Below are 26299 nucleotides of genomic sequence, written 5' to 3' on the forward strand. Positions count from 1 at the left end.
TAATCCGCAGAAGTCTTAGACCAAACTCTTCAGGCGGTATATCCACTCCAGCGCCTGACGCGGCGTCAGAGAATCCGGGTCGAGATTCTCCAGTGCTTCTACGGCTGGTGACGTCTCTTCTGCAGGCATCAGCAGTGACATCTGCGTACCGTCAACCTGCGTCGCCGCAGCATTGGGCGACAAGCTCTCCAGCTCACGCAGTTTCTGGCGTGCTCGTTTGATGACCTCTTTCGGTACACCAGCCAGCGCCGCAACGGCCAGACCATAGCTCTTGCTTGCTGCGCCATCCTGCACGGTGTGCATAAAGGCGATGGTATCGCCATGCTCCAGCGCATCGAGATGGACGTTTGCCACGCCTTCCATTTTCTCTGGTAGCTGAGTCAGTTCGAAGTAGTGGGTCGCAAACAGCGTCATCGCCTTGATTTTGTTCGCCAGGCTTTCAGCACATGCCCACGCCAGTGACAGGCCGTCATAGGTTGAGGTGCCTCGTCCTACTTCATCCATCAATACCAGGCTGTGTTCCGTTGCGTTATGCAGGATGTTGGCCGTTTCGGTCATCTCCACCATAAAGGTTGAGCGCCCGCTTGCCAGATCGTCCGCCGCACCCACGCGGGTAAATATGCGGTCAATCGGGCCAATCTCTACTTTTTGCGCAGGAACGTAGCTGCCGATATGGGCCAGAAGCGCAATCAGCGCAGTCTGGCGCATATAAGTACTTTTACCGCCCATGTTCGGACCGGTAATGATCAACATTCTTCGCTGCGGCGACAGGCTCAGTGGGTTGGCGATGAATGGCTCGTTCAGCACCTGTTCCACCACCGGGTGGCGCCCTTCAGTAATGCGAATACCGGGCTTGTCGGTAAAGGTTGGGCAGGTGTAATTAAGTGCATCGGCACGCTCTGCGAGGTTTACCAGCACATCCAGTTCTGCCAGCGCGCCAGCACTTAATTGCAGGTCGGCAAGGTGTGGCATTAGCATGTCGAACAGCTCGTCATACAGCTGTTTTTCCAGCGCCAGTGCTTTGCCTTTCGAGGTGAGAACTTTGTCCTCATACTCTTTCAGTTCAGGAATGATGTAGCGCTCGGCGTTTTTCAGCGTCTGGCGGCGCACGTAGTGGATAGGTGCCATATGGCTCTGCCCACGGCTTATCTGAATGTAGTACCCATGAATCGCGTTATAGCCCACTTTCAGGGTGTCGAGGCCCAGACGCTCACGCTCGCGGATTTCCAGTTTATCGAGGTAATCCGTCGCGCCGTCTGCCAGCGCGCGCCATTCGTCCAGCTCTTCGTTGTAACCCGGGGCGATAACACCGCCGTCGCGCACCAGAACCGGTGGCGCGTCAATGATGGCACGTTCGAGCAGTTCACGTAGCTCTGTAAACTCGCCCATGGTTTCCCGCAGTTTTTGCACCGGGGTGCTGTTCACTTCGGCAAGCTGAGCACGCAGCTCAGGCAATTGCTGGAAGGCGTGGCGCATCCGCGCCAAATCACGCGGGCGTGCTGTGCGCAAGGCCAGACGCGCCAGAATACGTTCCAGATCGCCAACCTGACGCAGCACCGGCTGTAATTCGCTAAAGCGGTCCTGCAAGGCGGCGATGGTTTGCTGGCGGCCGATCAGCGTTTCAGTATTGCGGATAGGCATGTGCAGCCAGCGCTTGAGCATTCGGCTGCCCATCGGGGTCACCGTGCTGTCGAGTACCGAAGCAAGGGTGTTTTCCACACCACCCGCCAGATTCTGGGTGATCTCCAGGTTACGACGCGTTGCGGCATCCATGATGATGCTGTCCTGCTGACGTTCCATGGTGATGGAGCGGATATGCGGCAGGGCAGTACGCTGGGTATCTTTCACATATTGCAGCAGGCAACCCGCAGCGCACAGGCCGCGCGGCGCGTTTTCAACGCCAAAACCGATCAGATCACGCGTACCAAATTGCAGGTTCAACTGCTGACGTGCGGTATCAATCTCGAATTCCCACAAAGGACGACGGCGTAATCCGCGACGGCCTTCAATCAGCGACGTTTCCGCAAAATCTTCGGCATAAAGCAACTCAGCCGGGTTCGTGCGCTGCAATTCGGCAGCCATCGTTTCGCGGTCTGCCGGTTCGCTCAGGCGAAAACGCCCGGAGCTGATATCCAGCGTGGCGTAGCCAAAACCTTTGCTGTCCTGCCAGATGGCGGCCAGAAGGTTATCCTGGCGCTCCTGCAACAGCGCTTCATCACTGATGGTCCCGGGCGTGACGATGCGCACGACTTTACGCTCTACCGGGCCTTTCGAGGTGGCCGGGTCGCCAATTTGTTCGCAAATGGCGACGGATTCGCCCTGGTTCACCAGCTTCGCCAGGTAGTTTTCTACCGCGTGATGCGGAATACCCGCCATCGGGATAGGTTCACCCGCCGATGCGCCACGCTTGGTCAGGGAGATATCGAGCAGCTGCGATGCGCGTTTCGCATCGTCATAAAAAAGCTCGTAAAAATCGCCCATACGATAAAACAGCAGGATTTCCGGATGCTGAGCTTTAAGCTTCAGGTACTGCTGCATCATCGGCGTATGTGCGTCGAAATTGTCGATTGTGGTCATGGAGTTATGATATCCATTTCTTTGATAATATTGAGCTTTGAGCGGCTCATTGGCCGTTAGTTCCCTCTATTGTCGCATGAAAAAATGGCGCGGCGCAGAAAAATGTCGCGTGTTTACGAGACGTCTTCCGCCATTAACTCAATGACGATTTTTCCATGTTCAACACCCACTCTTACCTGTGAGTTTGTGGTAAATCCGGCTTTTTCCAGCCAGTCTCCTTTCAGGCTTAGCGCTGCGTGGACGCTATAGCGGGTCGGGATTTTAGTTTTACGGTCTTCGTGACGCTTTCTGAAGTAACCGACCTTCAGGTGGCGATAGGGTTTGGTGATAGCGATCTCTTGCATACGCGCTCCGGTAGTTAAGCACAACGTGACGATGATATTTACTGTATAAAATACCAGTAAATATCACGGCGGGAAGGGGCAAAACTGGAAGGCGTCTTCAGCAAATGGAATGCAACGGCTGAAATCGGGCACATAAAAAGGTATTATAAATGCACGTTATTGTTGGGTGATCCGCCATGTCTGGAAAACGCATCGCACGAGAAAAAGAGACGATCGGTAAAATGATCGCGTTGTATGAAAACAAGTGCCCGCAGGCTTTGAAAGAAGAGGGGCATTATCAGGCGCTTAATGATTATGCAGATAAACGCCTGGATAAATGTGTCTTTGGCGAAGAGAAGCCCGCCTGCAAGCAGTGCCCCGTCCACTGCTATCAGCCGGCAAAACGTGAAGAGATGAAGCAGGTGATGCGTTGGGCCGGGCCGCGAATGCTATGGCGACACCCCATCCTGACTATCCGCCATCTGATTGACGATCGCCGCCCGGTTCCTGAATTACCGGAAAAATACCGGCCAAAAAAACAGTAAACCTACGCCCGGGAAACCCGTGCTGCGCGCATTGGGCGGCAGATGAACACCAGGGCCACCGCGCTGCATAAAGGGAAAAGCGCCAGCTGTAGCCAGGGGAAAACGGCCTGTGGTGACGGTGTTAGCGCGTGATCCAGCTGGCTGCCGAACAGTAAATTCCCCGCCAGCACCGCACACCCCCCGGCGGTAGAGAGCGCGCCGTAGTGTGCGCCAAGCGTAGACTCTTTCGCAAACCACGGGATGAGATCTTTCGCGGACGGTACCAGCAGCATTTGCCCGCACGTCAGTAGCGTAACAAAACACCCCGCAGGCAGAAGCCTCAGCCAGCCTTCCGGTGGCGGGTGGGCGGCAAACAGGGCCACGCTCGCAAACGATGCCGAAAGCAGCAGAAACCCCGCCGGTAAGATTCTGACAGCCCCCACCCGACGGGCGAAACGCGCAAGCGGTAACTGAAACAGGATTATCAGCACTGAAGCCAGCATAAAGAGCGGGCCAAGATCTTTCTCACTGCCGCCAGCGCGCTCTATTTCTACCGGCAGCGCCAGATAAAGCTGGTTGTAACTCAGCAACCACGAACTGTAGGCGATAATAAAAGCGACAAATCGCGGCTGGCGGAACGTGCTCCACCACGGGTGGATCTCCAGCGTTTGCTTACTGCGCTGAGCAGGAGGAAGGCAAAAAAACAGCACGATCAGCGCAACCACAAAGACGCCTGCACCCGCCAGAGCAACCTGGCGAAAGCCAAGCCCGGTAAGCAGGGCGCCAGCCACCGGGCCGAGTACGGCGCCCAGTTCACCGCATACGGCAAATAGCGCAAACCACTCCGCGCGGCTGCGCTTGCCCTTTGCTTCACTCTGTGTTCCCGCTTTTGCCAGCAGCGCTTCAATGGATGGAGAAAAAAGCGCACCGCCAATGCCCGTCAGACATGCCCCCAGAATGATGGGCCACAGGGACTGACCAAACGCCAGCAGAAGATACCCCGCGATGCGGACAAGACAGCCGCACAGGATAATCACCCGGGCACCAAACCGGTCTGAAAGCGCGCCCCCGACGATAAACATACCCTGCTGCGAGAACGTGCGCAGCCCCAGAACCAGCCCGATAAGCCCGCCGGAGAGCATCAAATCGTCACGCAGGAAAATCGCCAGAAAGGGGACAACCGCGTAAAAGCCAATGTTAAATACGAACTGGCTGCCCAGTAACACGGGCGGCCAGAGTGTTGTCGCAGGGCGTAGAGAAAACAGTGACATGCGCATTACCCGGCGTTAAACAATGAAGTGGATATGCTTTTTGCCATGGTACGCAGAGATCTCAATTTTGGTTTTGACCCGGAATACATCCCAGAGCAGTTCTTCGCTCAGGATCTCCTGCGGTGTCCCGGTAGCGACGATTTGGCCTTTTTGCATCACAATCAGCGAATCACAAAACATCGCTGCGTGGTTGAGGTCGTGGATAGCCACGATGCTGGTTACCGGCAGCTCGCTTATCAAATGCATCAGCTGGATCTGGTGATGAATATCCAGGTGGTTGGTCGGTTCATCCAGCAGAATTTCAGTGGGGGATTGCGCCAGGGCACGGGCGATATGCACGCGCTGGCGCTCCCCGCCGGATAAGCTCAGCCAGCCTTGTTCGCTGCGATCCAGCATATCTACACGTTGCAGGGCGGAGGTGACGGTTTCATCATCTTGCGCGCTCCAGTTGGAGAAGGGCGAATGGTGCGGAATACGCCCCAGCTTCACCACATCACGTACACGCATGTTGGCATCGGTCATGCCGTGTTGTTCAACGAATGCCACGCGGCGGGCAAGCTGCTTTTTGGGCATCCGGGCGATGTTATGCCCGTCAAGCTTCACGCACCCGGCATCCGGGCGGCGTAGCCCCGCCAGCACACGTAAAAGTGACGATTTACCACAGCCGTTAGGGCCAAGTAGCCCAACGGTTTCCCCGCGCGCGATGTTCAGCGAGACATCGTTGACGATGACTTTATTGCCTACCTTCCAGGTAATATTTTCAGCGGTGATACTCATCACTTATTCCTTGAACGGTAGATGATAACGGCAAAGAAAGGCACGCCAACCAGGGCGGTGACAACGCCCACAGGCAGGCTTTGGGGGGCAATCAGTAAACGCGAAGCAATGTCTGCCAGCACCATCAGAATGGCCCCGGCCAGCGCGCTGGCGATCAGCAGAATGCGATGCAACGGCCCAAAGAAGAAGCGCATCACATGCGGCACAACCAGCCCGACAAAGCCGATGGAGCCTGCCATGCTGACAATGGTGGCAGTGATGAGCGCAGTCGTGGTGAACAGGATCAGGCGTACCCAGGGCACGGCAATACCCAGTGACGCGGCGGCGTCATCGCCAAAGGTAAAGGCATCCAGCGCGCGCGAGTAATAAAGGCAAACCGCCAGCCCGGCCAGAACGACCACCAGCGCCAGCTGAAACTCAGGCCACCTCACGCCACTGAAACTGCCCAGTAGCCAGAACATCACGTCGCGGGCCTGCTGCGCGCTTGCCGAGGTGCTGATGGTATATGCGGTAATGGCGTTGAAAAGTTGAGAGGCGGCAACGCCCGCCAGAATGGTGCGTTCGTTGCCGCCACGCGCGCCGTTTGTCAGGAAAGCCACAAAGACAAAGGCGGCAAACGCCCCGGCAAATGCGCCTGCCGAGAGCGACACCGCACCGGTGCCGATGCCTAATACCACCACCGATACCGCGCCCGTTGATGCCCCCGCAGACACGCCCAGCACATAAGGTTCAGCCAGCGCGTTCTTCAACAAGCTTTGCAGCACCGCCCCGCAAATTGCCAGGCCCGCGCCGCAGCACGCGGCCACCAGCGCACGACTCAGGCGAAAATCCCAAATCACGCTTTCATAAATGCGGTTTAGCGGGACTGCGGTCAGCCCCATTTTATTGCTGATGGTGTAAAAGACGTTTTGCAGTGGAATAGAAAGCTCACCCACGCTGACGCCAACGGCGATCACCAGGAACAACAGCACGACGGAAAGCAAACACGAGGTCGTCAGGATGAATCCCTGTCGCGCTTGATGAACAACAGCGGTCATCAGTTAAGCCCCAGTTTTCTGAGCTGCTCGCCCACCTGTTCAGCACCGTAGAGGGTACGAATGGTCGGGTTCATCGCCTGGCCGTCCATCACCACGATGTGACCTTTTTTAACGGCATCCAGCTGGCTGACGGCAGGATCGCTTTTCAGAAATTTGATTTTTTCCTGTGCGTTATCGAGCGCCCAGCGGTTGCGATCCAGGCTGGAAACGACAATCACATCCGGGTTGGCGGCGATAATGCTTTCCCAGCTCACCGTTGGCCACTCTGTTTCAGAGGTAATGGCATTGTGCCCACCCAGAACGTTGGCAATAAAACCAGATGCACTGTTTTTACCGCCGACGTAGGCATCAGCAGAAGGTGAGGCGCTGGAGAACCAGAAGACGAAAGAGAGGTCTTTTTTATTCTTGCCAAACTCAGCGCGCAAATCGTTTTCACGTTTTTTAAAGTCGGCAATTAATGCTTCACCGCGAGGCTGCACATTAAAAATGGTGGCGAAATCTTCAATCTCTTTATAGAGATAGGTCATATCCCACAGCTTCTGACGGCTGCCGTACATATCACCTGCGGCTTTTTTGGTGGCGCACATGCCTGGGGATAAATAACTGTTCACCCCCACGGTGGCCAGGTCTTCGCGTTTTGCGACCTTACTTTCAGGCCCCAGCAGCAAGGGAAGTTGTGCAGGCACGAAATCAGGGTTCTGGGCGAGAATGGATTCAAGGGTCGGGATTTCTACCGTCAGCGTTTTAATTTTTGCATTTTGCTCAGCCAGCGCCGGTAACACTTTTGTGGGCCAGAATGCACTGGCGGCTACGTTATTTTGCAGGCCTAACAGTAAGAGGATCTCGACGGTATTTTGCCCCAGGGCAACAACGCGCTCGGGCGCTTTGGTGAATGTTTCTTTATATCCGCAGTTTTCAAGAGTGAGAGGATATGTTGTTGCCAGAGCAGAACCGACCGATGCGAACGCCATTCCCAGCGCGCAGATGACCTTTTTCATGAAACGCTACCCTTCATTTATTGTATTTTTGATGCAAATGAAACTCATTATTAAGGCGGAATTTTATACAGAGGAAAATATATTGTGTCAATGAGGGGCAATTTCGCGGACTGACAAGGGGCGGCGTCAGGAAACACCGCCCGGCAAGACAGGTTACACCAGGCTCTCTTTATCAATGCCCAGCCGCTTCATTCGCGAAAGCAACGTGGTGCGTTTCAGGCCCAGACGCTGCGCGGCGCCTTTCGGCCCGGCGACGACGCCGTTGGTTTCTTTCAGCACGCGCATAATCAGCTGGAATTCATCTTCGCCCGCCTGTGCCACCTCTGCCGCGACCAGCGGTTCTTCTGACATCGTCACTTCGGGCAGGGAGAGTTGCAGCACGCTGCCGCGTGTCAGTAATACGGCACGTTCAATGACGTTTTCCAGTTCGCGCACGTTGCCAGGCCACTCCATGGACGAGAGCGTTCGTAGCGTTTCGGCAGGAATGCTGTCGATACTGCGCCCCATCCGGCGGGCAATTTTCGCGGTAAAGGCTTTAACCAGCAGCGGAATATCCTCAGGGCGTTCCCGCAGCGGCGGCAGATAAATCGGGAAGACGTTCAGGCGATAATAGAGGTCGCTGCGAAACTCGCGGTCTGTGACCATTTTTTTCAGATCGCGGTTGGTGGCGGCAATCAACCGCACGTCCGTCTGGATAAGCTTATTGCTGCCCAGGCGTTCAAATTCCTGCTCCTGCAACACACGCAGCAGCTTGGGCTGGAGCTCCAGCGGCATATCGCCCACTTCGTCCAGGAACAGCGAGCTTTTATCCGCCAGCTCAAAACGACCCAGCCGCTGGCTGCTGGCGCCGGTAAAGGCACCGCGTTCATGACCGAAGAGATCGCTTTCCAGCAGGCCCGCAGGCATGGCGGCGCAGTTCATCTTCACCATCCGGCGGCTGTTGCGGTTGCTGAGATTATGAATGGCACGGGCAATTAATTCTTTGCCTGTCCCGGTTTCCCCAAGGATAAGCACCGTGCTGTCGCTTTGCGCCACCATCTCGACCTGCTTGAGCACGCTGTACATTGCATCGCTGCGGCCGATGATTTCACCAAACTCGCTGTCGACATTGTTGAGCTGTTCCGTCAGGGCCAGGTTTTCATCCACCAGCCGCTCTTTCAGGCGATGAATTTCCTGATAAGCCAGCGCGTTATCCAGCGCAATGGAAATACGTTCGGCAATCTGGCGCAGCAGCTTCAGGTTGGCGGTGTTGAACACGCCTTCTTCACACTGTGCCAGCTTCAGCACGCCCAGCATGGTATTGCCGGACATCAGCGGGAGCAGGCACAGTGTCTGGATCTTATTGCCCCAGGTGTTAAACAGTAATCGTTCGTAGGGTGCCAGTGCATCGTGTTCGTTCAGATTGAGCAACAGGATCTCTTTGCTCTTAAACACGCGTTCAGAAAGGGTTCCCGCTTCATCCACTTCGCTCTGCTCGTGAGCCGGATTGGCTTCGTCGAGATAGTGTGTTGAGTAGATGTTGAGTTTGCCCTTGCGGTGGCCCCGCAGCGCGATGCTGATCGCATCAATTTTGAAATAGTGGTGGATCTCTTTAGAGACTTCACTGACCAGCTCGTCCATATCCAGGCGCGAGAGCACGGCGTTAGTAATTGCCACCAGAATGCGGAAGTTGTCGCGTTCACGGCTAAGCAGGTCGTAGTCGACATTGTTGGTCACGCGGTTCTGGATTTGCTCTGCCACCACGCCCACAATCTGGGTAAAGGTATGCAGGCGCTCATACTCCGCCTCGCTCCACGGCTGGTTAGTCTTGCGGATAAATTCGCAACCACCAAAAATATGCCCTTCAGCCGCCAGCGGCAGCAGGCAGTAGTGTCCGAAAGGACGATACAGGTTGCTCTCTGCAAGCACCGGCCAGGCCTGGCGAAACTCTTCAAAGCTGCAGTGCAGGGCTTCAGGGCGGGAGAGGATCCGCCGCACCGGGCCATGAGCCAGGACTGTTTCATCTTCGTACTGAAAGGGTTTGCCGTTGTCGTGCGCGGAAAAATAGCTCGCGCGATGACTCCCGCTATGCCAAAGCACAATGGCAGCGCTGTCCGCCAGTGCAGACTGTCTGACCAGCCGCGTCAGGGCATCGCTCAGCGAGCCGAGGTCCGGCTGCTGTAAAAGAGTGCGCGTAATGTCGAACAGGCCCTGCTGTCCAAGATCGCTCATCGGTGTATACGGCATCATTGCTTTCCAATTGAAACTGGCAAAAAAAGAGAAAATCCTGTGCTGCCCGCTTTTGGCGCGGTTCTAGCAAATTCGGGGTAAAGGTTCGGCGTGCGGCAGATCCAGCGTACGTTTAACGCCGTAAAGCCCGGTCAGGCGCACCCCTTTGCGCTCAACCACTTCGCCGATAATCGCGGCCTCTTTCCCTGAGGGATGAGCACGCAGCTGCGCCAGTACGGCTTCGGCGGCCTGGCGTTCCACCCCGATAACCAGCTTGCCTTCATTGGCAAAGTTTAGCGGGTCCAGCCCAAGCAGTTCACAAAGCCCCCGTACTGCAGGTTTGACCGGTAATCCGCGTTCGGTCAGTTCAATACCGCATCCGCTGCTTGCCGCGAATTCATGTACCACTGCATTAACGCCACCACGTGTGGCATCGCGCAGGGCTTTTACGCCCTGGCATGAACGCAGAGTCTGAATAAGCGGTGTCAGTACGGCGCAGTCGCTGCGTAACTCGCCATCCAGCCCCAATCCTTCACGCAGGTTGAGTATAGTCGCGCCGTGGCAGCCCAGCGTTCCGCTGACCAGCAACACGTCGCCGGGGGTCAGTTGCCCCGCACCCCAGTGAATATCGGCAGGAATTGCCCCCATCCCGGCGGTGTTGATAAACAGTTTGTCAGCCGCGCCGCGTTGTACCACTTTGGTGTCCCCGGTCACGATGGCGATCCCTGCTTCATGTGCAGTGGATGCCATGCTGGCGACAACGGCCTTCAGGGTGTCCATTGGCAGCCCTTCTTCAAGGATAAAGCCGCAGGAGAGATAGCGTGGAATTGCGCCGCTGACTGCCACATCGTTTGCTGTACCGCAGATGGCCAGCTTGCCGATATCACCGCCCGGGAAGAACAGTGGATCGATAACGTAGCTGTCGGTCGAAAACGCCAGCCTGTCGCCCTGAGCGGTGAGAGTAGAGAGATCAATGCGCGCCTGGTCTTCCTGTTCGGCCAGCCAGGGATTGTTAAAGGCGTCCATAAACAGCTGATTAATGAGCTGCTGCATGGCTTGTCCGCCGCTACCGTGCGCCATTTCTACCCTGTTCATACTTCACACTCCTGATTGCGATACTGATACCACGCAGCGCATGCGCCTTCTGATGAAACCATCAGTGCGCCAAATGCAGTTTGCGGGTTACAGGTGTTGCCAAATAACGGGCATTGATGTGGTTTGCATTTACCGGTGAGTACGTTGCCACAGCGGGCGCGGGGATCGTCATAAACCTGTTGCGGTTGCGGGTGGAAATGGGCTTCGGCGTCGAACGCACGGTATGCAGACGTCAGGCGCACACCTGATTCGGCAATCAATCCCAGGCCACGCCACTCGCTGTCGCCCTCCACACTGAAAACCTCAGCAATGGCTTTTTGGGCAAGCACATTCCCGGCATCCGGGACCACGCGGCGATACTGATTTTCCACTTTACTCAGGGCTGCTATTTTCTGCTCAACAAGCATGGTCACGCCTTGCAGTAGATCAAGAGGTTCGAAACCAGCGACCACTAAAGGACGATCAAAGTCGCTGGCGATGAAACCGTAAGCCCCGGTGCCGATGACCATACTGACGTGCCCTGGCGCCAGAAACGCGTCAATGCCGTTGCCCGGCTCTTCCAGCAGGCTGCGCAGGGTCGGGATAAGCGTAATATGCTGGCAAAAAAAGAAAAAGTTGCTGATGTTGCGCGCTTTGGCCTGCTGTAAGGTGATGGCCGTTGCTGGCATGGTGGTTTCAAAACCCAGGCCGAAAAAGACGACTTTCCGCGTAGGATTGTCGGCGGCCAGCGTTAAGGCATCTACCGGCGAGTAGACGATACGTACGTCCGCTCCCCGCGCTCTGGCCTGGAGCAACGAGCCATTTTTCCCCGGCACGCGCATGGCGTCACCAAAGGTACAGAAAATCACGTCAGGCTGGCTGGCAATCTCAATACAGCTGTCGATGCGTCCCATTGGCAGCACGCACACCGGGCAGCCCGGGCCGTGGATAAACTCGATGTTGTCCGGCAACAGCTGGTCGAGGCCAAATTTAAAGATGGCGTGGGTATGCCCGCCGCACACCTCCATGATGCGCAGCGGTTTTTCGGCGGTATAGCGCAGATGTTTTGCCCGCATTTTCAGGTGTTCAATAAGCTGCATCACCTGTTCGGGCGCTCGATATTCATCAACATAGCGCATGGTTATCGCTCCTCGCCGTACAGCAGCGCCCCGACATCAGGCTCCACATCAAACATGTTTTGCAGGGCATCCAGCGTGTCGCGCGCTTCTGCTTCGTTAATCACGCTCATGGCAAAGCCAACGTGTACCAGCACCCACTGGCCGATGCGGGGCGCACCGTTTTCATCCACACTGCCAACCAGCGTCAGATCGACATCGCGCAGCACGCCGCACACGTCTACTTTGGCCTGATTGCCGTCAATCGCATGGATTTGCCCCGGGACGCCTATGCACATCGTTCGCTCTCCAGCCAGTTCAGCCAGTTATCCATACCTTGCCCGCCGGTGGCAGACACCAGCAGGATTTCAATATCCGGGTTCACTTCACGGGCATACGCCAGACACTTATCGACGTCGAAATTCAGGTACGGCAGCAGGTCGACTTTGTTGAGGATCATCACCGATGCCGCCGCAAACATATGCGGGTATTTCAGCGGCTTGTCTTCCCCTTCGGTCACCGACAGCACGGCTACTTTATGCCGCTCGCCCAGATCAAAACTCGCCGGGCAGACCAGGTTACCCACGTTCTCAATAAACAGAATGCCGTTATCCGCTACGGGCAGACGCGGCGCGGCATCAGCAATCATCTGCGCATCAAGATGGCAACCCTTACCGGTATTCACCTGAATGGCTGGTGTGCCGGTTTCACGAATACGCGCAGCATCGTTTACCGTCTGCTGATCGCCTTCGATAACTGCGCAAGAAACGCGTCCGTTCAGGCGTTTGAGCGTTTCAGTTAGCAGTGTTGTTTTGCCAGAGCCCGGGCTGGAGACCAGGTTCAGCACCAGCAGTTTGCGGGCGGCAAAGCGGGCGCGATTACGCGCAGCCAACTGGTTATTTTTATCAAGCACGTTGATTTCGACGTCCAGCATCTGCCGCTGGCTGATGCCTGGCGCGTGCGTACCGGCTTCGCCGTGGCCGTAATGCAGGTCGCCGTCAGCGGATTGGGTTGGCGTAAATGCCAGGCCGGTAAAGACTCCTGATGGACGAGGCGCAGGAGAGAAGGGTGCGGAGCGAAACGCAGAGTGAGGACGATGCTCATCCCCTTCTATATAGAGGTTGCCTTCGGCACAACCGCAGGTACTACACATAATTATTCCCTCTCGATTTCGAGGCGTTGGATCTGCATTCCGTCATCGGCCACGATGCGAAGCCCGGTGCTCTGACACTGCGGGCAGCTTCGTACTTTCGACGACAGCAACGTGACGTACTGCTGGCACTGTTCGCACCAGCACTCCGCCTGCTGTTCTTCAATATGAAGCTGGCAGCCTTCCGCCAGCGTGTCGCGGCACACCAGCTCAAAGCAAAAGGTGAGGGCGCTGGTTTCGACGCAGGAAAACGCGCCGAGTTTCAGCCAGACACCGGTCACACGTTTTGCGTGGTGTTGTGCTGCCTGTTGTTCGATTAACTCCAGAGCCCGTTGGCAGAGGGTGATTTCGTGCATGACGCCTCCTCAATGAATTGCGCCTGTAATGCAATAACGATGCCATCTTGATTTTTGTTAAGGCGTGACGATGTCAACGCTGTCGAAATGACACGTCGACACTGCCGTTACAGCAGTGTGTTTTGTATTTAAAGCATTAAAAATCAATAAATTAAAAATTGGCATGGAATCTGCTTAATAGCCGCAATCTCCATTAACCGGATATCTGACATGACTATTTGGGAAATCAGCGAAAAAGCGGATTACATCGCACAGCGACATCAGCAGTTACAGGAGCAGTGGCATCTTTACTGCAATTCTCTGGTTCAGGGGATAACCCTGTCGAAAGCCCGGCTACACCATGCCATGAGCTGCGCGGCACAGGGCGATATGCGCTTTGTGTTGTTCGGGCACTTTACGATTTACGTCACCCTGGCAGACAGCTTCAACAGCCACACCATCGAGTATTACGTCGAGACAAAAGACGGGGATAAACAACGCATTGCTCAGGCGCAACTGATGACTGATGGCATGGTTGATGGCCACGTCAGCAACCGCGATCGCCAGCAGGTACTGGAACATTACCTGGAAAAAATTGCGCCGGTCTACAACGGCCTTTACACCGCGGTTGAGCACGATTTACCGGTCAACCTGCAACAGCTGATGAACGGAAACCCATCGGCAAACGTTGCCTGAGTATTGCGTGTCGAGAAGTGTCGATAAGACAGATTTTCGTCAAAAATGACCATCACCAGAGGATTACCCGGTGAACCGTTTTGTAATTGCCGACTCGACGGTCTGTATCGGCTGTCGAACCTGTGAAGCGGCGTGTTCGGAAACACACCGCCTGCACGGATTGCAGTCAATGCCGCGCCTGCGCGTCATGCGAAATGAAAAAGAGTCTGCGCCGCAGCTCTGCCACCACTGTGAGGATGCCCCGTGCGCGGGTGTCTGCCCTGTTAATGCCATCACCCGTGTTGATGGTGCGGTACAGCTCAATGAAAGCCTGTGCGTAAGCTGCAAGCTGTGCGGTATTGCCTGCCCGTTTGGCGCAATTGAGTTTTCCGGCAGCCGCCCGCTGCATATTCCGGCGAATGCCAATACCCCGAAAGCGCCGCCAGCGCCACCGGCTCCGGCACGCGTCAGTACGCTGCTGGACTGGGTTCCCGGCGTGCGAGCCGTCGCGGTGAAGTGCGATCTGTGCAGCTTTGATGAACAAGGCCCGGCCTGCGTGCGCACCTGCCCGACTAAAGCGCTCATTCTGGTCAACATTCGCGATATCGCCCGTACCAGCAAGCGCAAGCGCGAGCTGACGATCAACACCGATTTTGGCGATCTTTCGCTGCTTCAGGAACTTAACGAGGGGGCAAAATGAACGCGGTGACGATGATGAACAGCGCTGTGGCCTGGTTCGCCGCCGCGGCCGTTCTGGCGCTGATTTTTTCGTTCCATAAAACCCTGAGCGGCTGGATTGCCGGGATAGGTGGGGCGATAGGGAGCCTGATGACCCTGGCCGCGGGTGGGGTGGTTCTGCTCGGCGGGCAATCCGTTGAAGCCACCATTCCGGTGGTGCATCACGCGGTTCAGGTGACCCCGCTGAATGCCATCTGGCTGGTGACGTTTGGTTTGTGCGGGCTGTTTATCAGCCTGTTTAATATTGACTGGCACCGCCATCACAGCACCAAAGCGAACGGGTTGCTGGTGAATGTGCTGATGGCTGCGGCGCTCTGCACCGTGACCGCCAGCAACCTGGGTGCGCTGGTGGTGATGGCCGAAATCATGGCCCTGTGCGGCGTGTTCCTGACCGGGTGCAGTGCTTCCGGCAAGCTGTGGTTTGCGCTTGGGCGGCTCGGCACGCTGCTGCTGGCGTTAACCTGCTGGCTGGTGTGGCAACGCTACGGCACCCTGGATTTAGCCCTGCTGAACGAGCGGGCACAGCAGCTGCCGTTTGGCGCTGACATCTGGTTGTCGGGCGTGGTGGGCTTTGGCCTGCTGGCTGGGATCATCCCGCTGCACGGCTGGGTGCCACAGGCACATGCCAATGCCTCTGCTCCGGCGGCGGCACTGTTCTCCACCGTGGTGATGAAGGTTGGGCTGTTCGGCATTCTTACGCTGTCGCTTACGGGTGGGCAGCCGCCGCTCTGGTGGGGCGTGGTGTTGCTGCTGGCGGGTATGGTAACTGCATTTGTCGGCGGGCTGTACGCGCTGATGGAGCACAACATTCAGCGTTTGCTGGCGTATCACACCCTGGAGAATATCGGCATCATTCTGCTGGGGCTTGGCGCGGGTGTGACCGGGCTGGCGCTCAATCAACCTGCGCTGATTGCTGCCGGGTTTATCGGCGGCCTGTATCACCTCGTCAACCATAGCCTGTTTAAAAGCACGCTGTTCCTCGGCGCGGGTAGCGTCTGGTTCCGTACCGGCCATCGCGATATCGAAAAACTGGGCGGCATCGGCAAAAAGATGCCGGTTATCTCTCTTGCCATGTTGGTGGGGTTGATGGCGATGGCCGCGCTGCCGCCGCTGAACGGCTTTGCCGGTGAGTGGGTGATTTACCAGTCCTTCTTCGCGCTCGGTCAGAGTGATGCGTTTATTGCGCGTCTGCTCGGTCCGCTGCTGGCGGTGGGGCTGGCTATCACCGGCGCGCTGGCGGTGATGTGTATGGCGAAAGTCTATGGCGTGACCTTCCTCGGCGCACCGCGCACGAAAGAGGCGGAACAGGCCTGCTGCGCGCCGGTGCTGATGGCGGCAAGCGTTGTCGCACTGGCGCTGTGCTGCGTTATCGGCGGTGTGGCTGCGCCGTGGCTGCTGCCGATGCTGGGTAGCGCGATACCGCTGCCGCTCACGACGGCGCACACCACCGTTTCACAGCCGATGATTGCGCTGCTGCTGATTGCCGCGCCGTTGCTGCCATTCATTCTGATGCTGTTCTTCAAACGCGACCGTCTCTCTTCCCGCTCACGCGGTGCGGCGTGGGCCTGCGGCTATGAACATGAGCAATCAATGGTGATCACCGCCCACGGCTTTGCCATGCCGGTGAAAGAGAACTTCGCTGCCGTGCTGAAGCTGCGTCACTGGCTGAACCCAGTGGCCTGGGTCCCTGGCTGGCAGAGTGCTGCCGTGCCTGTGCTGTTCCGCCGTCTGGCGGTTATCGAGCTGGCGGTGCTGGTGGTGATTGTGATTTCACGAGGAGCCTGACATGAGTCTGTTACTGGCATTACTTCAGGCGCTGGTGTTATTCGCCATTGCGCCACTGCTTTCCGGGGTGAGCCGCGTGCTGCGCGCCCGGATGCATAACCGTCGCGGGCCGGGGGTCCTTCAGGAATACCGCGACCTGTTCAAATTATTCACCCGCCAGAGCGTTGCACCCGATGCCGCAGGTTGGGTGTTTCGCCTGACGCCGTTTGTGATGGTGGGCGTCATGCTGACCATCGCCACCGCGCTGCCGGTGGTTACCGTTGGCTCTCCGCTGCCGGTACTGGGCGATTTGATCACCCTTATCTATCTGTTTGCCATCGCGCGTTTCTTCTTTGCCATTGCGGGCCTGGACACCGGTAGCCCGTTCACCGGCATTGGCGCCAGCCGCGAGGCAATGCTGGGGGTGCTGGTTGAGCCGATCCTGCTGCTGGGATTGTGGGTTGCCGCGCAGGTGGCGGGTTCGACTCATATCAGTTTTATCACCGACACCGTCTACCACTGGCCTGTTGCACGTTCCATTCCGCTGGTTCTGGCGCTGTGCGCCTGCGCGTTCGCCACCTTTATTGAGATGGGCAAACTGCCGTTTGACCTTGCAGAAGCGGAGCAGGAGTTACAGGAAGGGCCACTGACCGAGTACAGCGGCTACGGCTTTGCGGTGCTGAAGTGGGGCATCAGCCTCAAACAGCTGGTGGTGCTGCAAATGTTTGTAGGCGTTTTCTTCCCGTGGGGACAGATGACGCACTTTTCCGCTGGCGGCCTGGTGCTGGCAGTGGTGGTTGCCGTCCTCAAGCTGCTTATTGGCGTGCTGGTAATTGCGCTGTTTGAAAACAGCATGGCGCGTCTGCGTTTTGTAGCGACGTCCCGTATCACCTGGGCCGGTTTTGGCTTTGCATTTTTAGCATTCGTCTCCTTGCTGGTGGCGTGATTAAAGAGAATTTTTATGTCTGAAGAGAAAAAAGGTCAGCAGTATCTCGCCGCATTGCATCAGGCGTTTCCCGGCGTGGTGCTGGAAGAGTCCTGGCAGACCAAAGACCAGATAACCCTCACCGTGAAGGTGAACTACCTGCCAGAGGTGGTGGAGTTCCTGTATTACCAGCAGGGTGGCTGGCTCTCCGTGCTGTTCGGCAACGACGAACGTCAGCTGTGCGGGAACTATGCGGTTTACTACGTGATGTCGATGGAGCAGTTCGAGAAGTGCTGGGTAACCGTGCGCGTCGAAGTGGACCCGAACAAACCAGAGTATCCGTCCGTTACGCCGCGCGTGCCTGCTGCGGTCTGGGGCGAGCGTGAAGTGCGCGATATGTACGGCCTGGTGCCTGTCGGTCTGCCGGATGAACGCCGCCTGGTGCTGCCGGACGACTGGCCGGACGAACTTTATCCGCTGCGTAAAGACAGCATGGATTATCGTCAGCGTCCGGCACCGACCACCGACAGCGAAACTTACGAGTTCATCAACGAACTCGGCAGTAAAAAGAACAATGTGGTGCCGATTGGCCCGCTGCACGTTACCTCTGATGAGCCGGGGCACTTCCGTCTGTTCGTTGACGGCGAGAACATTATCGACGCCGACTACCGTCTGTTCTACGTCCATCGCGGCATGGAAAAGCTGGCGGAAACCCGCATGGGTTACAACGAAGTGACCTTCCTCTCCGATCGCGTGTGCGGTATTTGTGGCTTTGCCCACAGCACTGCCTACACCACCTCGGTGGAAAACGGCATGGGAATTGTGGTGCCAGAGCGCGCGCAGATGATTCGCGCCATTCTGCTGGAAGTGGAACGCCTGCACTCGCACCTGCTGAATCTCGGCCTGGCCTGTCACTTTGTCGGCTTCGATTCCGGGTTTATGCAGTTCTTCCGCGTGCGTGAAGCGTCAATGAAGATGGCGGAGATCCTCACCGGGGCGCGTAAAACCTACGGCCTGAACCTGATCGGCGGGATCCGCCGCGACCTGCTGAAAGACGACATGATCCAGACCCGCCTGCTTGCGCAGCAGATGCGCCGCGATGTGCAGGATCTGGTGGATATGCTGCTCAGCACGCCAAATATCGAGCAGCGTACCGTCGGTATTGGCCGTCTGGATCCTGAGATTGCCCGCGACTTCAGCAACGTTGGCCCGATGGTACGCGCCAGCGGTCACGCCCGTGACACCCGTGCCGATCACCCGTTTGTGGGCTACGGTCTGCTGCCGATGACGGTACACAGCGAACAGGGCTGCGACGTGATTTCTCGCCTGAAGGTGCGTATCAACGAGGTGTTCACCGCGCTGAATATGATCGATTTCGGCCTGGATAACCTGCCTGGCGGCCCGCTGATGGTGGAAGGCTTCACCTATATTCCAAACCGCTTTGCCCTTGGTTTTGCCGAAGCGCCACGTGGTGACGACATCCACTGGAGCATGACCGGCGACAACCAGAAGCTCTACCGCTGGCGCTGCCGTGCGGCAACCTACGCTAACTGGCCAACCCTGCGCTATATGCTGCGCGGCAACACCGTGTCTGATGCGCCGCTGATCATCGGCAGTCTCGACCCGTGCTACTCCTGCACCGACCGTATGACGGTGGTGGATGTACGTAAGAAGAAAAGCCAGGTGGTGCCGTACAAAGAGCTTGAGCGCTACAGCATCGAGCGTAAAAACTCGCCGCTGAAATAAGGACTCGTCATGTTTACCTTTATCAAAAAAGTCATCAAAACCGGCACCCAGACCAGCAGTTATCCGCTGGAGCCAATGCCGGTGGATAAAAACTTTCGTGGTAAGCCAGAGCACAATCCGCAGCAGTGCATCGGTTGTGCCGCCTGCGTGAATGCCTGTCCGTCTAACGCCCTGACGGTGGAGACGGACCTGAAAACCGGCGAGCTTGCCTGGCAGTTTAACCTCGGGCGCTGCATTTTTTGTGGCCGCTGCGAAGAGGTGTGCCCGACGGTGGCTATCCGTCTTTCTCAGGAATACGAGCTGGCGGTCTGGAAGAAGGAGGATTTCCTCCAGCAGTCGCGCTTTGAACTGTGCAACTGCCGCGTTTGCAACCGCCCGTTTGCCGTGCAAAAAGAGATCGACTACGCCATTGCGCTGTTAAAGCACAACGGTGACGTCCGCGCTGAGCACCACCGGGAAAGCTTTGAAACCTGCCCGGAATGCAAACGCCAGAAATGCCTGCTGCCGTCCGACCGCATCGATTTAACCCGCCATATGAGAGAGGCCAGCTGATGGAAAACTTACTCGGCCCACGCGACGATAACGGCATTCCGGTGCCCATGACGGTGGACGAATCCATCGCCAGCATGAAGGCGTCGCTGCTGAAAAAAATCAAACGCTCGGCCTACGTCTACCGCGTGGATTGCGGCGGCTGCAACGGCTGCGAGATTGAAATTTTTGCCACGCTGTCGCCGCTGTTTGATGCCGAACGCTTTGGCATCAAAGTGGTGCCGTCCCCGCGTCATGCCGACATTTTGCTTTTTACCGGGGCGGTAACCCGCGCCATGCGATCGCCTGCGCTGCGTGCCTGGCAGTCAGCGCCTGATCCGAAAATCTGTATCTCTTACGGCGCGTGCGGCAACAGCGGCGGTATCTTCCATGACCTTTACTGCGTGTGGGGCGGCACTGACAAAATTGTCCCGGTGGACGTTTATATTCCGGGTTGCCCGCCAACGCCTGCCGCGACGCTGTATGGGTTTGCGATGGCGCTCGGTCTGCTGGAGCAGAAGATCCACGCCCGTGCACCGGGTGAGCTCGACAGCCAGCCCGCGACAATATTGCACCCGGATATGGTGCAGCCATTGCGCGTGAAAGTCGACCGCATGGCGCGCAAGCTGGCGGGCTATCGCTATGGCCGCCAGATTGCCGATGATTATCTGCGTCTGCTCAGTCAGGGCGATCATCAGGTAGCACGCTGGCTGGAGGCGGAAAACGATCCGCGTCTGAATGAGATTGTCGCAAACCTGAATCAGGTGGTGGAAGAGGCGCGTATCCGATGAGTGAAACGGTGGTGTTCAGTCAGCTGAGCCGTAAGTTTATTGATGAGAACGATGCCACGCCGGATGCGGCGCAGCAGGTGGTCTATTACAGCCTGGCGATTGGCCACCACCTGGGGGTGATCGACTGCCTGGAGGCGGCGTTAAGTTGCCCGTGGTCAGCGTATCTGGCGTGGATTGCCACGCTGGAAGAGGGCAGTACAGCGCGGCGCAAGATGGAAGGTGTCCCGAAATACGGTGAGATTGTTATCGATGCTAACCATATTGCCATGCTTGCCAATGCGTTCGACGCGGCCCTAAGCCGACAAACCCCTGAACAGCAGGTGTGGAGCAAAACCCTGCTCGGGATGCTCCATGATATTCATCAGGAGAGCGCCATCTACCTGATGGTGAGGAGATTACGTGACTGACGTTTTACTGTGTGTGGGCAACAGCATGATGGGCGATGATGGCGCAGGCCCGCTGCTTGCAGAAATGTGCGCGGCCCATCCCCAGGGTAACTGGGTGGTCATTGACGGTGGCAGCGCGCCGGAAAACGACGTAGTGGCAATCCGCGAATTGCACCCGAACAGACTGTTGATTGTCGATGCCACCGATATGGGGCTCAACCCCGGCGAAACGCGCCTTATCGACCCCGACGATATTGCAGAGATGTTCATGATGACGACCCACAATATGCCGCTCAATTACCTGGTCGATCAGATTAAGGACGACGTGGGTGAGGTGCTGTTTTTAGGCATTCAGCCGGATATCGTGGGCTTTTATTACCCGATGACGCCGCCGGTAAAAGAGGCGGTGGACGTGGTGTATTCCCGGCTGGGTGCGTGGGTTGGGGATGGGGGATTTGCCAGGCTTTGAGCCGGTACCCGGTGGCGCTACGCTTACCGGGCCTACGGTTTTGTAGGCCGGGTAAGGCGAAGCCGCCACCCGGCAAAACAGACTACACCAGATCCGCCCCGTTACTCGCAATCACCTTCTTGTACCACCAGAACGATTTTTTGCGCTTTCTGTCCAGCGTGCCGTTCCCGGCATCGTCGCGATCAACATACACAAACCCGTAGCGCTTGCTCATTTCACCTGTAGAGGCGGCCACCAGGTCAATACAGCCCCATGTGGTGTAACCCATCAGCGGCACGCCGTCTGCAATGGCATCGCCCATCGCGCGGATATGTTCGCGCAGGTAGCTGATGCGGTAGTCATCGTTAATCTCGCCGTTTGCCTCAATCACATCCTTCGCACCGAGGCCGTTCTCCACCAGGAACAGCGGTTTCTGGTAACGGTCATACATCATGTTCATGGTGATGCGCAGGCCCAGCGGGTCGATACCCCAGCCCCATTCGCTCACCTCGATGTGCGGGTTACGCAGAGATTTCACGATGTTCGCTGCATTGGTGTTCTGCGCATTCATATCCGCAGATGCGCAGCGGGAGGCGTAATAGCTGAACGACACAAAATCGACGGTGTTTTTCAGCAGTTGCTCGTCGCCAGGCTCTTTAACAATCACCACCCCTTTTTCGCGGAACACGCGGGCAGAGTAGGCCGGGTAACTGCCGCGCGCCTGCACGTCGATAAAGAACAGGTTCTCGCGGTCTTTTTCCAGCGCCATCCACACGTCTTCCGGCTTGCAGGAATACGGGTAGAAATTGCCGCCCGCCAGCATACAGCCGACCTGGTTTTCCGGGTTCACCTCGTGGGCGATTTTGGTCGCCAGCGCGCTTGCCACCAGCTCGTGATGCGCGGCCTGATATTTCACCTGATCTTCGTTTTCACCGTCTTCGAACACCAGCCCCGCACCCGAGAACGGGCTGTGCAGCATGATGTTGATTTCGTTGAAAGTCAGCCAGTATTTCACCAGACCGTTAAATTCTTCAAAGCAGGTGCGGGCGTAGCGGGCGAAGAGATCAACCATCTTGCGGTTACGCCAGGAGCCGTACTCCGTCACCAGATGCATTGGCACGTCGAAGTGGCACAGCGTCACCAGCGGTTCGATATTGTACTTTTTGCACTCTTCAAACACCGCGCGGTAGAAGGCAATACCCTCTTTATTTGGCAGCGGCTCATCGCCATTCGGATAGAGACGGCTCCAGGCAATGGAGGTACGGAACACCGTGAAACCCATTTCCGCCATCAGGGCGATGTCTTCTTTATAGCGATGGTAAAAATCAATCGCCTCGTGGCTTGGGTAAAATTCGTCGTCACGCAACGAAAAACGTTTTTCCTTACCGACCTTCACCGCCAGACGGTTTGCGCCGTGGGGGATCATATCGACGGTGGTCAGCCCTTTACCGCCTTCACGGTAAGCACCTTCACTCTGGTTGGCGGCCAGTGCGCCACCCCATAAAAATCCTTGTGGAAAAACAGACATTTTTACCTCGCTATAAAATTATGCTTGTGCGGCTTTGGCCTGAGCCGGTGCGGTTTGCAGGGCGCGCGCTTTTTCTGCTTCGTCCTCAACCGGGATGTCTTCAAAGCCGAGTATTAACGTCAGGACAAACGACAGAACAACTGCCAGCGCCATGACGCCAAACACCCAAACGATGGTCATCGGATTCGCCGGGTCGAAGAACTGTACGCTGGTAAACAACCCCGGAGCGGCCATTGAATGGCTGGCAAGACCGGCAATCCCGGCGACCGCGCCGCAGATAAAGCCGCTGATAAGACTCGCAATTAACGGACGTTTCAGACGGACCGCCACGCCGTAGAGAGCCGGTTCAGAGATACCCGCCATGATGGCAGAGGCTGCTGCCGCCAGCGCCGTCTGACGCAGTTCCGGGTTTTTGGTTTTCCACGCCACCGCCAGCGACGAGCCGCCGAGCGACAGGTTGGCGCCAATTTCTGACGGCATCACCATCCCTTCTTTGCCCGTTTCGGCAATGGTCTGAATGATAGTCGGCGTAAACACGCGGTGCATCCCGGTCATCACCAGCAGCGGCCAGAGCGCGCCCATAATCGCCACGGACAACCAGCCGAGGTAACCGTGAATGGTGTAAACCAGCGCAGAGATGGCACTACCGATCCAGATCCCAAGTGGCCCAATCAGCACGATGGCGAGCGGAGCGGCAATCAGCACAATCAGCATCGGTTTGAGGAAGTTTTTGGTGACGGCAGGGGTAATACGGTCAACCCAGCGTTCGATATACGACAGACACCAGGTCATCACCAGCGCCGGGATCACGGTGTAGGTGTATTTCACCGCCGTGACCGGAATAAAAGCGAACTCGACGTGTTCACCCTGCGCCGCTTTCGCCATCAGTTCGATAAAGCTTGGGTGGACCAGTACGCCCGCAATGGCAATCGCCAGCGACATGTTGGTTTTGAATTTCACCGCCGCAGAGGCCGCCACCATCAGCGGCAGGAAGAAGAACGCCCCGTCGCCGATCACGGTCAGAATGGTGAGCGTCGGCGCACCTTTTGGCAGCACGCCGGTCATCTCCAGGATCATCGCCAGCAGTTTGACCATCGAGCCGCCGATGATCGCCGGGATCAGCGGGGACATGGTGCCGATCAGCGCATCGAGGATCCCCGCGCCAACCCGGCGGAAGGTGAGCTTTTGCGGCCCTTCAGGCACGGCGGGTTGCAGTTCTGTCGGCAGCAGGCTCACGACTTCACGGTAAGCCTGGGATACGGTGTTGCCAATGATCACCTGGCACTGGTTATCGTTGCGCACCACGCCAAGTACACCGCTGATGCTTTTCAGGCGAGCGGTGTCGGTGAGGGCTTCCTCTTTCAGGACAAAACGCAGTCGCGTCATGCAGTGGGTGACGGCGACGATGTTGTCTTTGCCGCCCAGCGCGCTGACAACGTCGTTCGCCAGCGCAGCGTAATTTTTGGCCATCGGATGAGATCCTGTTATCGTTGTGTGAAATGTAGGAAACCGGTTCCACACAATCATCATGAGTTTCTTTGAATGAAACAAGATCACATTTTGTACATTTTTTATATTCGTGATGACGATCACTTTGAGGTGTTGAAAGCGTGATATTGCCGCTGCGACAATTTTCCTGCGGTGCAGTACACTGCGCCCCATCAGTTTCAGACGGAATAAAAACATGACCACGATGCTGGAAGTGGCGAAGCGCGCAGGTGTCTCGAAAGCGACGGTTTCCCGGGTGTTGTCGGGAAATGGCTACGTGAGCCAGGAGACCAAAGACCGGGTGTTCCAGGCGATTGAAGAGAGTGGGTATCGCCCCAATTTGCTGGCGCGCAATCTGGCAACCAAACGCACGCAAACCCTGGGGCTGGTGGTGACCAACACCCTGTATCACGGCGTTTACTTCAGCGAGTTACTGTTCCATGCCGCCCGGATGACCGAAGAGAAGGGGCGGCAGCTGATCCTGGCGGACGGTAAGCACAGCGCGGATGAAGAGCGTGAGGCGATTCAGTATCTGCTGGATATGCGCTGCGATGCGGTCATTATTTATCCGCGTTTCCTGAGCGTGGAAGAGATGGATGAGATCGTCGAGAAGTGCGAGCAGCCCATTATGGTGCTCAACCGCCGCCTGCGGAAAAACAGCAGCCACAGCGTCTGGTCCGATCATAAGGCCTCCAGCCAGGACGCGGTGGCGCGGCTGATTGCGAAAGGTCACCGGGAAATCGCGTTTATTACCGGCTCGCTGGATTCGCCGACCGGGGTTGAGCGTCTCTCCGGCTACAGGGACGCGCTGGCGCAGCACGGTATTCCGCTACGCGAGGCGCTGATTGCGCAAGGGAAGTGGAACCCCGCCAGCGGCGCGGCGGCAGTGGCGGAGCTGCTGTCCCGGGGCGAAACATTTTCGGCGCTGGTGGCAAGTAATGACGATATGGCCATCGGCGCCATGAAGCAGCTGCACGACAGCGGCATCGCCACGCCTGAGAAGGTGTCGGTGATTGGGTTTGATGATGTGGCCATTGCGCCTTACATGGTGCCGTCTCTTTCCAGCGTACGTGTGCCGGTCACAGAGATGATCAAAGAAACCATCAGTCGCCTGATCTTTATGCTGGATGGCGGTGAGTTCACCTGGCAGCAAACCTTCTCCGGGGAACTGGTGTTACGCGACTCGGTTATCGACGGCCCGCATCGTTGACATCGACATCTGTCATCGTCAGAAGTGACGATGACAGTCTCCGTGTAATTTCTAAATCAATATAAATCAGCAAGTTAAAAACTGGCACGGTTTATGAATGTCTCCGCGCATGACTGTTATGCTGGAGAAGCAGATGAACCGTTTTATTATGGCCGATGCCAGTAAATGCATTGGTTGCCGTACCTGTGAAGTGGCGTGCGTGGTATCGCATCAGGCGGATCAGGATTGTGCATCACTCACCCCTGAATCTTTCCTGCCGCGTATTCACGTTATCAAGGGCGTGAATATTTCTACTGCCGCCATTTGCCGCCAGTGTGAAGACGCGCCGTGCGCCAATGTCTGCCCTAACGGGGCTATCAAACGTGAAAAAGGGTTTGTCCATGTGATGCAGGAGCGCTGCATTGGCTGCAAAACCTGCGTGGTGGCGTGCCCTTATGGCGCGATGGAAGTGGTGGTTCGCCCGGTTGTGCGCAACAGCGGCATGGGGCTGAGCGTGCGGGCAGACAAAGCCGAAGCCAACAAATGCGATTTGTGCCATCACCGTGAAACGGGCCCGGCCTGTATGGAAGCCTGCCCAACGCACGCGCTGGTGTGTGTCGATCGTAACAAGCTCGAACAGATGAGCGCTGAAAAACGTCGTCGTGCGGCGTTCGATACCTCGTCGTCCATGCTGTTCTGATCCG

The 26299-nt window shown here is 56.9% G+C and carries 26 protein-coding genes; 12 read left to right on the forward strand and 14 right to left on the reverse strand.

What is annotated here, in order from left to right; genetic code table 11:
* Positions 1-15: 15 nt before the first annotated feature.
* Positions 16-2577 (reverse strand): DNA mismatch repair protein MutS, encoded by a 2562-nt coding sequence (gene mutS, locus ACS603_RS07545; protein ID WP_474944045.1) that lies wholly within the window; start codon positions 2575-2577, stop codon positions 16-18.
* 113 nt (positions 2578-2690) lie between these two features.
* Positions 2691-2921 carry a SymE family type I addiction module toxin gene (locus ACS603_RS07550; protein WP_182062233.1) on the reverse strand — a complete coding sequence of 77 codons (231 nt, stop codon included), beginning with the start codon at positions 2919-2921 and terminating at the stop codon, positions 2691-2693.
* A 176-nt stretch (positions 2922-3097) separates the two neighbouring features.
* On the opposite strand from ACS603_RS07550, the gene ACS603_RS07555 reads away from it, so the two are divergent.
* Positions 3098-3445, forward strand: a complete 348-nt coding sequence (locus tag ACS603_RS07555) for a nitrous oxide-stimulated promoter family protein (protein ID WP_315686623.1) — start codon at positions 3098-3100, stop codon at positions 3443-3445.
* Between the two features lie 2 nt (positions 3446-3447).
* Here ACS603_RS07555 and ACS603_RS07560 read toward each other — a convergent pair whose 3' ends face one another.
* The 10 genes from ACS603_RS07560 to hypA all read right to left on the reverse strand — a co-directional run bounded on the left by ACS603_RS07560 (position 3448) and on the right by hypA (position 13410).
* Entirely contained in the window at positions 3448-4695 is a 1248-nt protein-coding gene (locus ACS603_RS07560) for an MDR family MFS transporter (RefSeq protein ID WP_474944046.1), read from the reverse strand.
* A 15-nt stretch (positions 4696-4710) separates the two neighbouring features.
* Positions 4711-5472 carry a siderophore ABC transporter ATP-binding protein EitC gene (gene eitC, locus ACS603_RS07565; protein WP_446493833.1) on the reverse strand — a complete coding sequence of 254 codons (762 nt, stop codon included), beginning with the start codon at positions 5470-5472 and terminating at the stop codon, positions 4711-4713.
* Positions 5472-6509 carry a FecCD family ABC transporter permease gene (locus tag ACS603_RS07570; protein WP_182062229.1) on the reverse strand — a complete coding sequence of 346 codons (1038 nt, stop codon included), beginning with the start codon at positions 6507-6509 and terminating at the stop codon, positions 5472-5474. The genes eitC and ACS603_RS07570 overlap by 1 nt, the downstream gene beginning before the upstream one ends.
* Entirely contained in the window at positions 6509-7507 is a 999-nt protein-coding gene (gene eitA, locus ACS603_RS07575) for a siderophore ABC transporter substrate-binding protein EitA (protein WP_182062228.1), read from the reverse strand. Before eitA ends, ACS603_RS07570 begins: the two co-directional genes overlap by 1 nt.
* Before the next feature lie 153 nt (positions 7508-7660).
* Entirely contained in the window at positions 7661-9733 is a 2073-nt protein-coding gene (gene flhA / locus ACS603_RS07580; protein ID WP_182063457.1) for a formate hydrogenlyase transcriptional activator FlhA, read from the reverse strand.
* A 66-nt stretch (positions 9734-9799) separates the two neighbouring features.
* Entirely contained in the window at positions 9800-10810 is a 1011-nt protein-coding gene (gene hypE, locus ACS603_RS07585; protein WP_182062227.1) for a hydrogenase expression/formation protein HypE, read from the reverse strand.
* Positions 10807-11928, reverse strand: coding sequence for a hydrogenase formation protein HypD (gene hypD / locus ACS603_RS07590; protein WP_474944047.1), 1122 nt, complete (start codon positions 11926-11928; stop codon positions 10807-10809). The genes hypE and hypD overlap by 4 nt, the downstream gene beginning before the upstream one ends.
* A 2-nt stretch (positions 11929-11930) precedes the next feature.
* Positions 11931-12203: a HypC/HybG/HupF family hydrogenase formation chaperone gene (locus ACS603_RS07595; protein ID WP_315686617.1), complete on the reverse strand. Its 273-nt coding sequence runs from the start codon at positions 12201-12203 to the stop codon at positions 11931-11933.
* Positions 12194-13057 carry a hydrogenase nickel incorporation protein HypB gene (gene hypB, locus ACS603_RS07600; protein WP_315686615.1) on the reverse strand — a complete coding sequence of 288 codons (864 nt, stop codon included), beginning with the start codon at positions 13055-13057 and terminating at the stop codon, positions 12194-12196. Before hypB ends, ACS603_RS07595 begins: the two co-directional genes overlap by 10 nt.
* A gap of 2 nt (positions 13058-13059) precedes the next feature.
* Positions 13060-13410, reverse strand: coding sequence for a hydrogenase maturation nickel metallochaperone HypA (hypA, locus tag ACS603_RS07605; RefSeq protein WP_166717628.1), 351 nt, complete (start codon positions 13408-13410; stop codon positions 13060-13062).
* Between the two features lie 210 nt (positions 13411-13620).
* Between hypA and hycA the strand changes: the two genes are divergently transcribed.
* The 9 genes from hycA to hycI all read left to right on the forward strand — a co-directional run bounded on the left by hycA (position 13621) and on the right by hycI (position 21411).
* The gene (hycA, locus tag ACS603_RS07610) at positions 13621-14085 is read left to right on the forward strand and encodes a formate hydrogenlyase regulator HycA (RefSeq protein ID WP_182062222.1); all 465 of its coding nucleotides are present in this window, start codon (positions 13621-13623) and stop codon (positions 14083-14085) included.
* Between the two features lie 70 nt (positions 14086-14155).
* Complete coding sequence (locus tag ACS603_RS07615) at positions 14156-14764, forward strand: 4Fe-4S dicluster domain-containing protein (protein ID WP_446493828.1); 609 nt, start codon at positions 14156-14158, stop codon at positions 14762-14764.
* Complete coding sequence (gene hycC / locus ACS603_RS07620) at positions 14761-16587, forward strand: formate hydrogenlyase subunit 3 (RefSeq protein WP_474944048.1); 1827 nt, start codon at positions 14761-14763, stop codon at positions 16585-16587. The genes ACS603_RS07615 and hycC overlap by 4 nt, the downstream gene beginning before the upstream one ends.
* 1 nt (position 16588) lies before the next feature.
* Positions 16589-17512, forward strand: coding sequence for a respiratory chain complex I subunit 1 family protein (locus ACS603_RS07625; RefSeq protein WP_474944049.1), 924 nt, complete (start codon positions 16589-16591; stop codon positions 17510-17512).
* 15 nt (positions 17513-17527) lie between these two features.
* Positions 17528-19237, forward strand: a complete 1710-nt coding sequence (locus tag ACS603_RS07630) for a hydrogenase large subunit (protein ID WP_474944050.1) — start codon at positions 17528-17530, stop codon at positions 19235-19237.
* A 9-nt stretch (positions 19238-19246) separates the two neighbouring features.
* Complete coding sequence (locus ACS603_RS07635; protein WP_182062217.1) at positions 19247-19789, forward strand: formate hydrogenlyase complex iron-sulfur subunit; 543 nt, start codon at positions 19247-19249, stop codon at positions 19787-19789.
* Positions 19789-20556 (forward strand): NADH-quinone oxidoreductase subunit B family protein, encoded by a 768-nt coding sequence (locus ACS603_RS07640; protein WP_182062216.1) that lies wholly within the window; start codon positions 19789-19791, stop codon positions 20554-20556. The genes ACS603_RS07635 and ACS603_RS07640 overlap by 1 nt, the downstream gene beginning before the upstream one ends.
* On the forward strand, positions 20553-20963 hold the full coding sequence (locus ACS603_RS07645) for a formate hydrogenlyase maturation HycH family protein (RefSeq protein ID WP_182062215.1): 411 nt from the start codon (positions 20553-20555) through the stop codon (positions 20961-20963). The genes ACS603_RS07640 and ACS603_RS07645 overlap by 4 nt, the downstream gene beginning before the upstream one ends.
* Positions 20956-21411 (forward strand): hydrogenase maturation peptidase HycI, encoded by a 456-nt coding sequence (gene hycI / locus ACS603_RS07650; RefSeq protein WP_315686607.1) that lies wholly within the window; start codon positions 20956-20958, stop codon positions 21409-21411. Before ACS603_RS07645 ends, hycI begins: the two co-directional genes overlap by 8 nt.
* Before the next feature lie 82 nt (positions 21412-21493).
* Here the strand turns inward: hycI and ACS603_RS07655 are convergent, their stop codons facing one another.
* Together ACS603_RS07655 and ascF are read right to left on the reverse strand one after the other, a co-directional pair.
* Positions 21494-22918, reverse strand: coding sequence for a 6-phospho-beta-glucosidase (locus ACS603_RS07655; protein ID WP_474944051.1), 1425 nt, complete (start codon positions 22916-22918; stop codon positions 21494-21496).
* 18 nt (positions 22919-22936) lie between these two features.
* Positions 22937-24388, reverse strand: coding sequence for a PTS cellobiose/arbutin/salicin transporter subunit IIBC (ascF, locus tag ACS603_RS07660; RefSeq protein WP_182062212.1), 1452 nt, complete (start codon positions 24386-24388; stop codon positions 22937-22939).
* A gap of 190 nt (positions 24389-24578) precedes the next feature.
* Here ascF and ACS603_RS07665 point away from each other — a divergent pair, with 190 nt between their 5' ends.
* Positions 24579-25616, forward strand: coding sequence for a LacI family DNA-binding transcriptional regulator (locus ACS603_RS07665; RefSeq protein WP_409050282.1), 1038 nt, complete (start codon positions 24579-24581; stop codon positions 25614-25616).
* Between the two features lie 133 nt (positions 25617-25749).
* Positions 25750-26295 (forward strand): electron transport protein HydN, encoded by a 546-nt coding sequence (gene hydN / locus ACS603_RS07670; RefSeq protein WP_014071512.1) that lies wholly within the window; start codon positions 25750-25752, stop codon positions 26293-26295.
* Positions 26296-26299: the final 4 nt, after the last annotated feature.

The sequence above is a fragment of the Enterobacter sp. Li2LvB3 genome (assembly GCF_056156645.1).

Excerpts from the sequence above, each read along its gene's own strand:
- mutS (WP_474944045.1), bottom strand. The coding sequence starts at position 2,577 with ATGACCACAATCGACAATTTCGACGCACATACGCCGATGATGCAGCAG.
- ACS603_RS07550 (WP_182062233.1), bottom strand. The coding sequence starts at position 2,921 with ATGCAAGAGATCGCTATCACCAAACCCTATCGCCACCTGAAGGTCGGT.
- ACS603_RS07555 (WP_315686623.1), top strand. The coding sequence starts at position 3,098 with ATGTCTGGAAAACGCATCGCACGAGAAAAAGAGACGATCGGTAAAATG.
- ACS603_RS07560 (WP_474944046.1), bottom strand. The coding sequence starts at position 4,695 with ATGTCACTGTTTTCTCTACGCCCTGCGACAACACTCTGGCCGCCCGTG.
- eitC (WP_446493833.1), bottom strand. The coding sequence starts at position 5,472 with ATGAGTATCACCGCTGAAAATATTACCTGGAAGGTAGGCAATAAAGTC.
- ACS603_RS07570 (WP_182062229.1), bottom strand. The coding sequence starts at position 6,509 with ATGACCGCTGTTGTTCATCAAGCGCGACAGGGATTCATCCTGACGACC.
- eitA (WP_182062228.1), bottom strand. The coding sequence starts at position 7,507 with ATGAAAAAGGTCATCTGCGCGCTGGGAATGGCGTTCGCATCGGTCGGT.
- flhA (WP_182063457.1), bottom strand. The coding sequence starts at position 9,733 with ATGCCGTATACACCGATGAGCGATCTTGGACAGCAGGGCCTGTTCGAC.
- hypE (WP_182062227.1), bottom strand. The coding sequence starts at position 10,810 with ATGAACAGGGTAGAAATGGCGCACGGTAGCGGCGGACAAGCCATGCAG.
- hypD (WP_474944047.1), bottom strand. The coding sequence starts at position 11,928 with ATGCGCTATGTTGATGAATATCGAGCGCCCGAACAGGTGATGCAGCTT.
- ACS603_RS07595 (WP_315686617.1), bottom strand. The coding sequence starts at position 12,203 with ATGTGCATAGGCGTCCCGGGGCAAATCCATGCGATTGACGGCAATCAG.
- hypB (WP_315686615.1), bottom strand. The coding sequence starts at position 13,057 with ATGTGTAGTACCTGCGGTTGTGCCGAAGGCAACCTCTATATAGAAGGG.
- hypA (WP_166717628.1), bottom strand. The coding sequence starts at position 13,410 with ATGCACGAAATCACCCTCTGCCAACGGGCTCTGGAGTTAATCGAACAA.
- hycA (WP_182062222.1), top strand. The coding sequence starts at position 13,621 with ATGACTATTTGGGAAATCAGCGAAAAAGCGGATTACATCGCACAGCGA.
- hycC (WP_474944048.1), top strand. The coding sequence starts at position 14,761 with ATGAACGCGGTGACGATGATGAACAGCGCTGTGGCCTGGTTCGCCGCC.
- ACS603_RS07625 (WP_474944049.1), top strand. The coding sequence starts at position 16,589 with ATGAGTCTGTTACTGGCATTACTTCAGGCGCTGGTGTTATTCGCCATT.
- ACS603_RS07630 (WP_474944050.1), top strand. The coding sequence starts at position 17,528 with ATGTCTGAAGAGAAAAAAGGTCAGCAGTATCTCGCCGCATTGCATCAG.
- ACS603_RS07635 (WP_182062217.1), top strand. The coding sequence starts at position 19,247 with ATGTTTACCTTTATCAAAAAAGTCATCAAAACCGGCACCCAGACCAGC.
- ACS603_RS07640 (WP_182062216.1), top strand. The coding sequence starts at position 19,789 with ATGGAAAACTTACTCGGCCCACGCGACGATAACGGCATTCCGGTGCCC.
- ACS603_RS07645 (WP_182062215.1), top strand. The coding sequence starts at position 20,553 with ATGAGTGAAACGGTGGTGTTCAGTCAGCTGAGCCGTAAGTTTATTGAT.
- ACS603_RS07655 (WP_474944051.1), bottom strand. The coding sequence starts at position 22,918 with ATGTCTGTTTTTCCACAAGGATTTTTATGGGGTGGCGCACTGGCCGCC.
- ascF (WP_182062212.1), bottom strand. The coding sequence starts at position 24,388 with ATGGCCAAAAATTACGCTGCGCTGGCGAACGACGTTGTCAGCGCGCTG.
- hydN (WP_014071512.1), top strand. The coding sequence starts at position 25,750 with ATGAACCGTTTTATTATGGCCGATGCCAGTAAATGCATTGGTTGCCGT.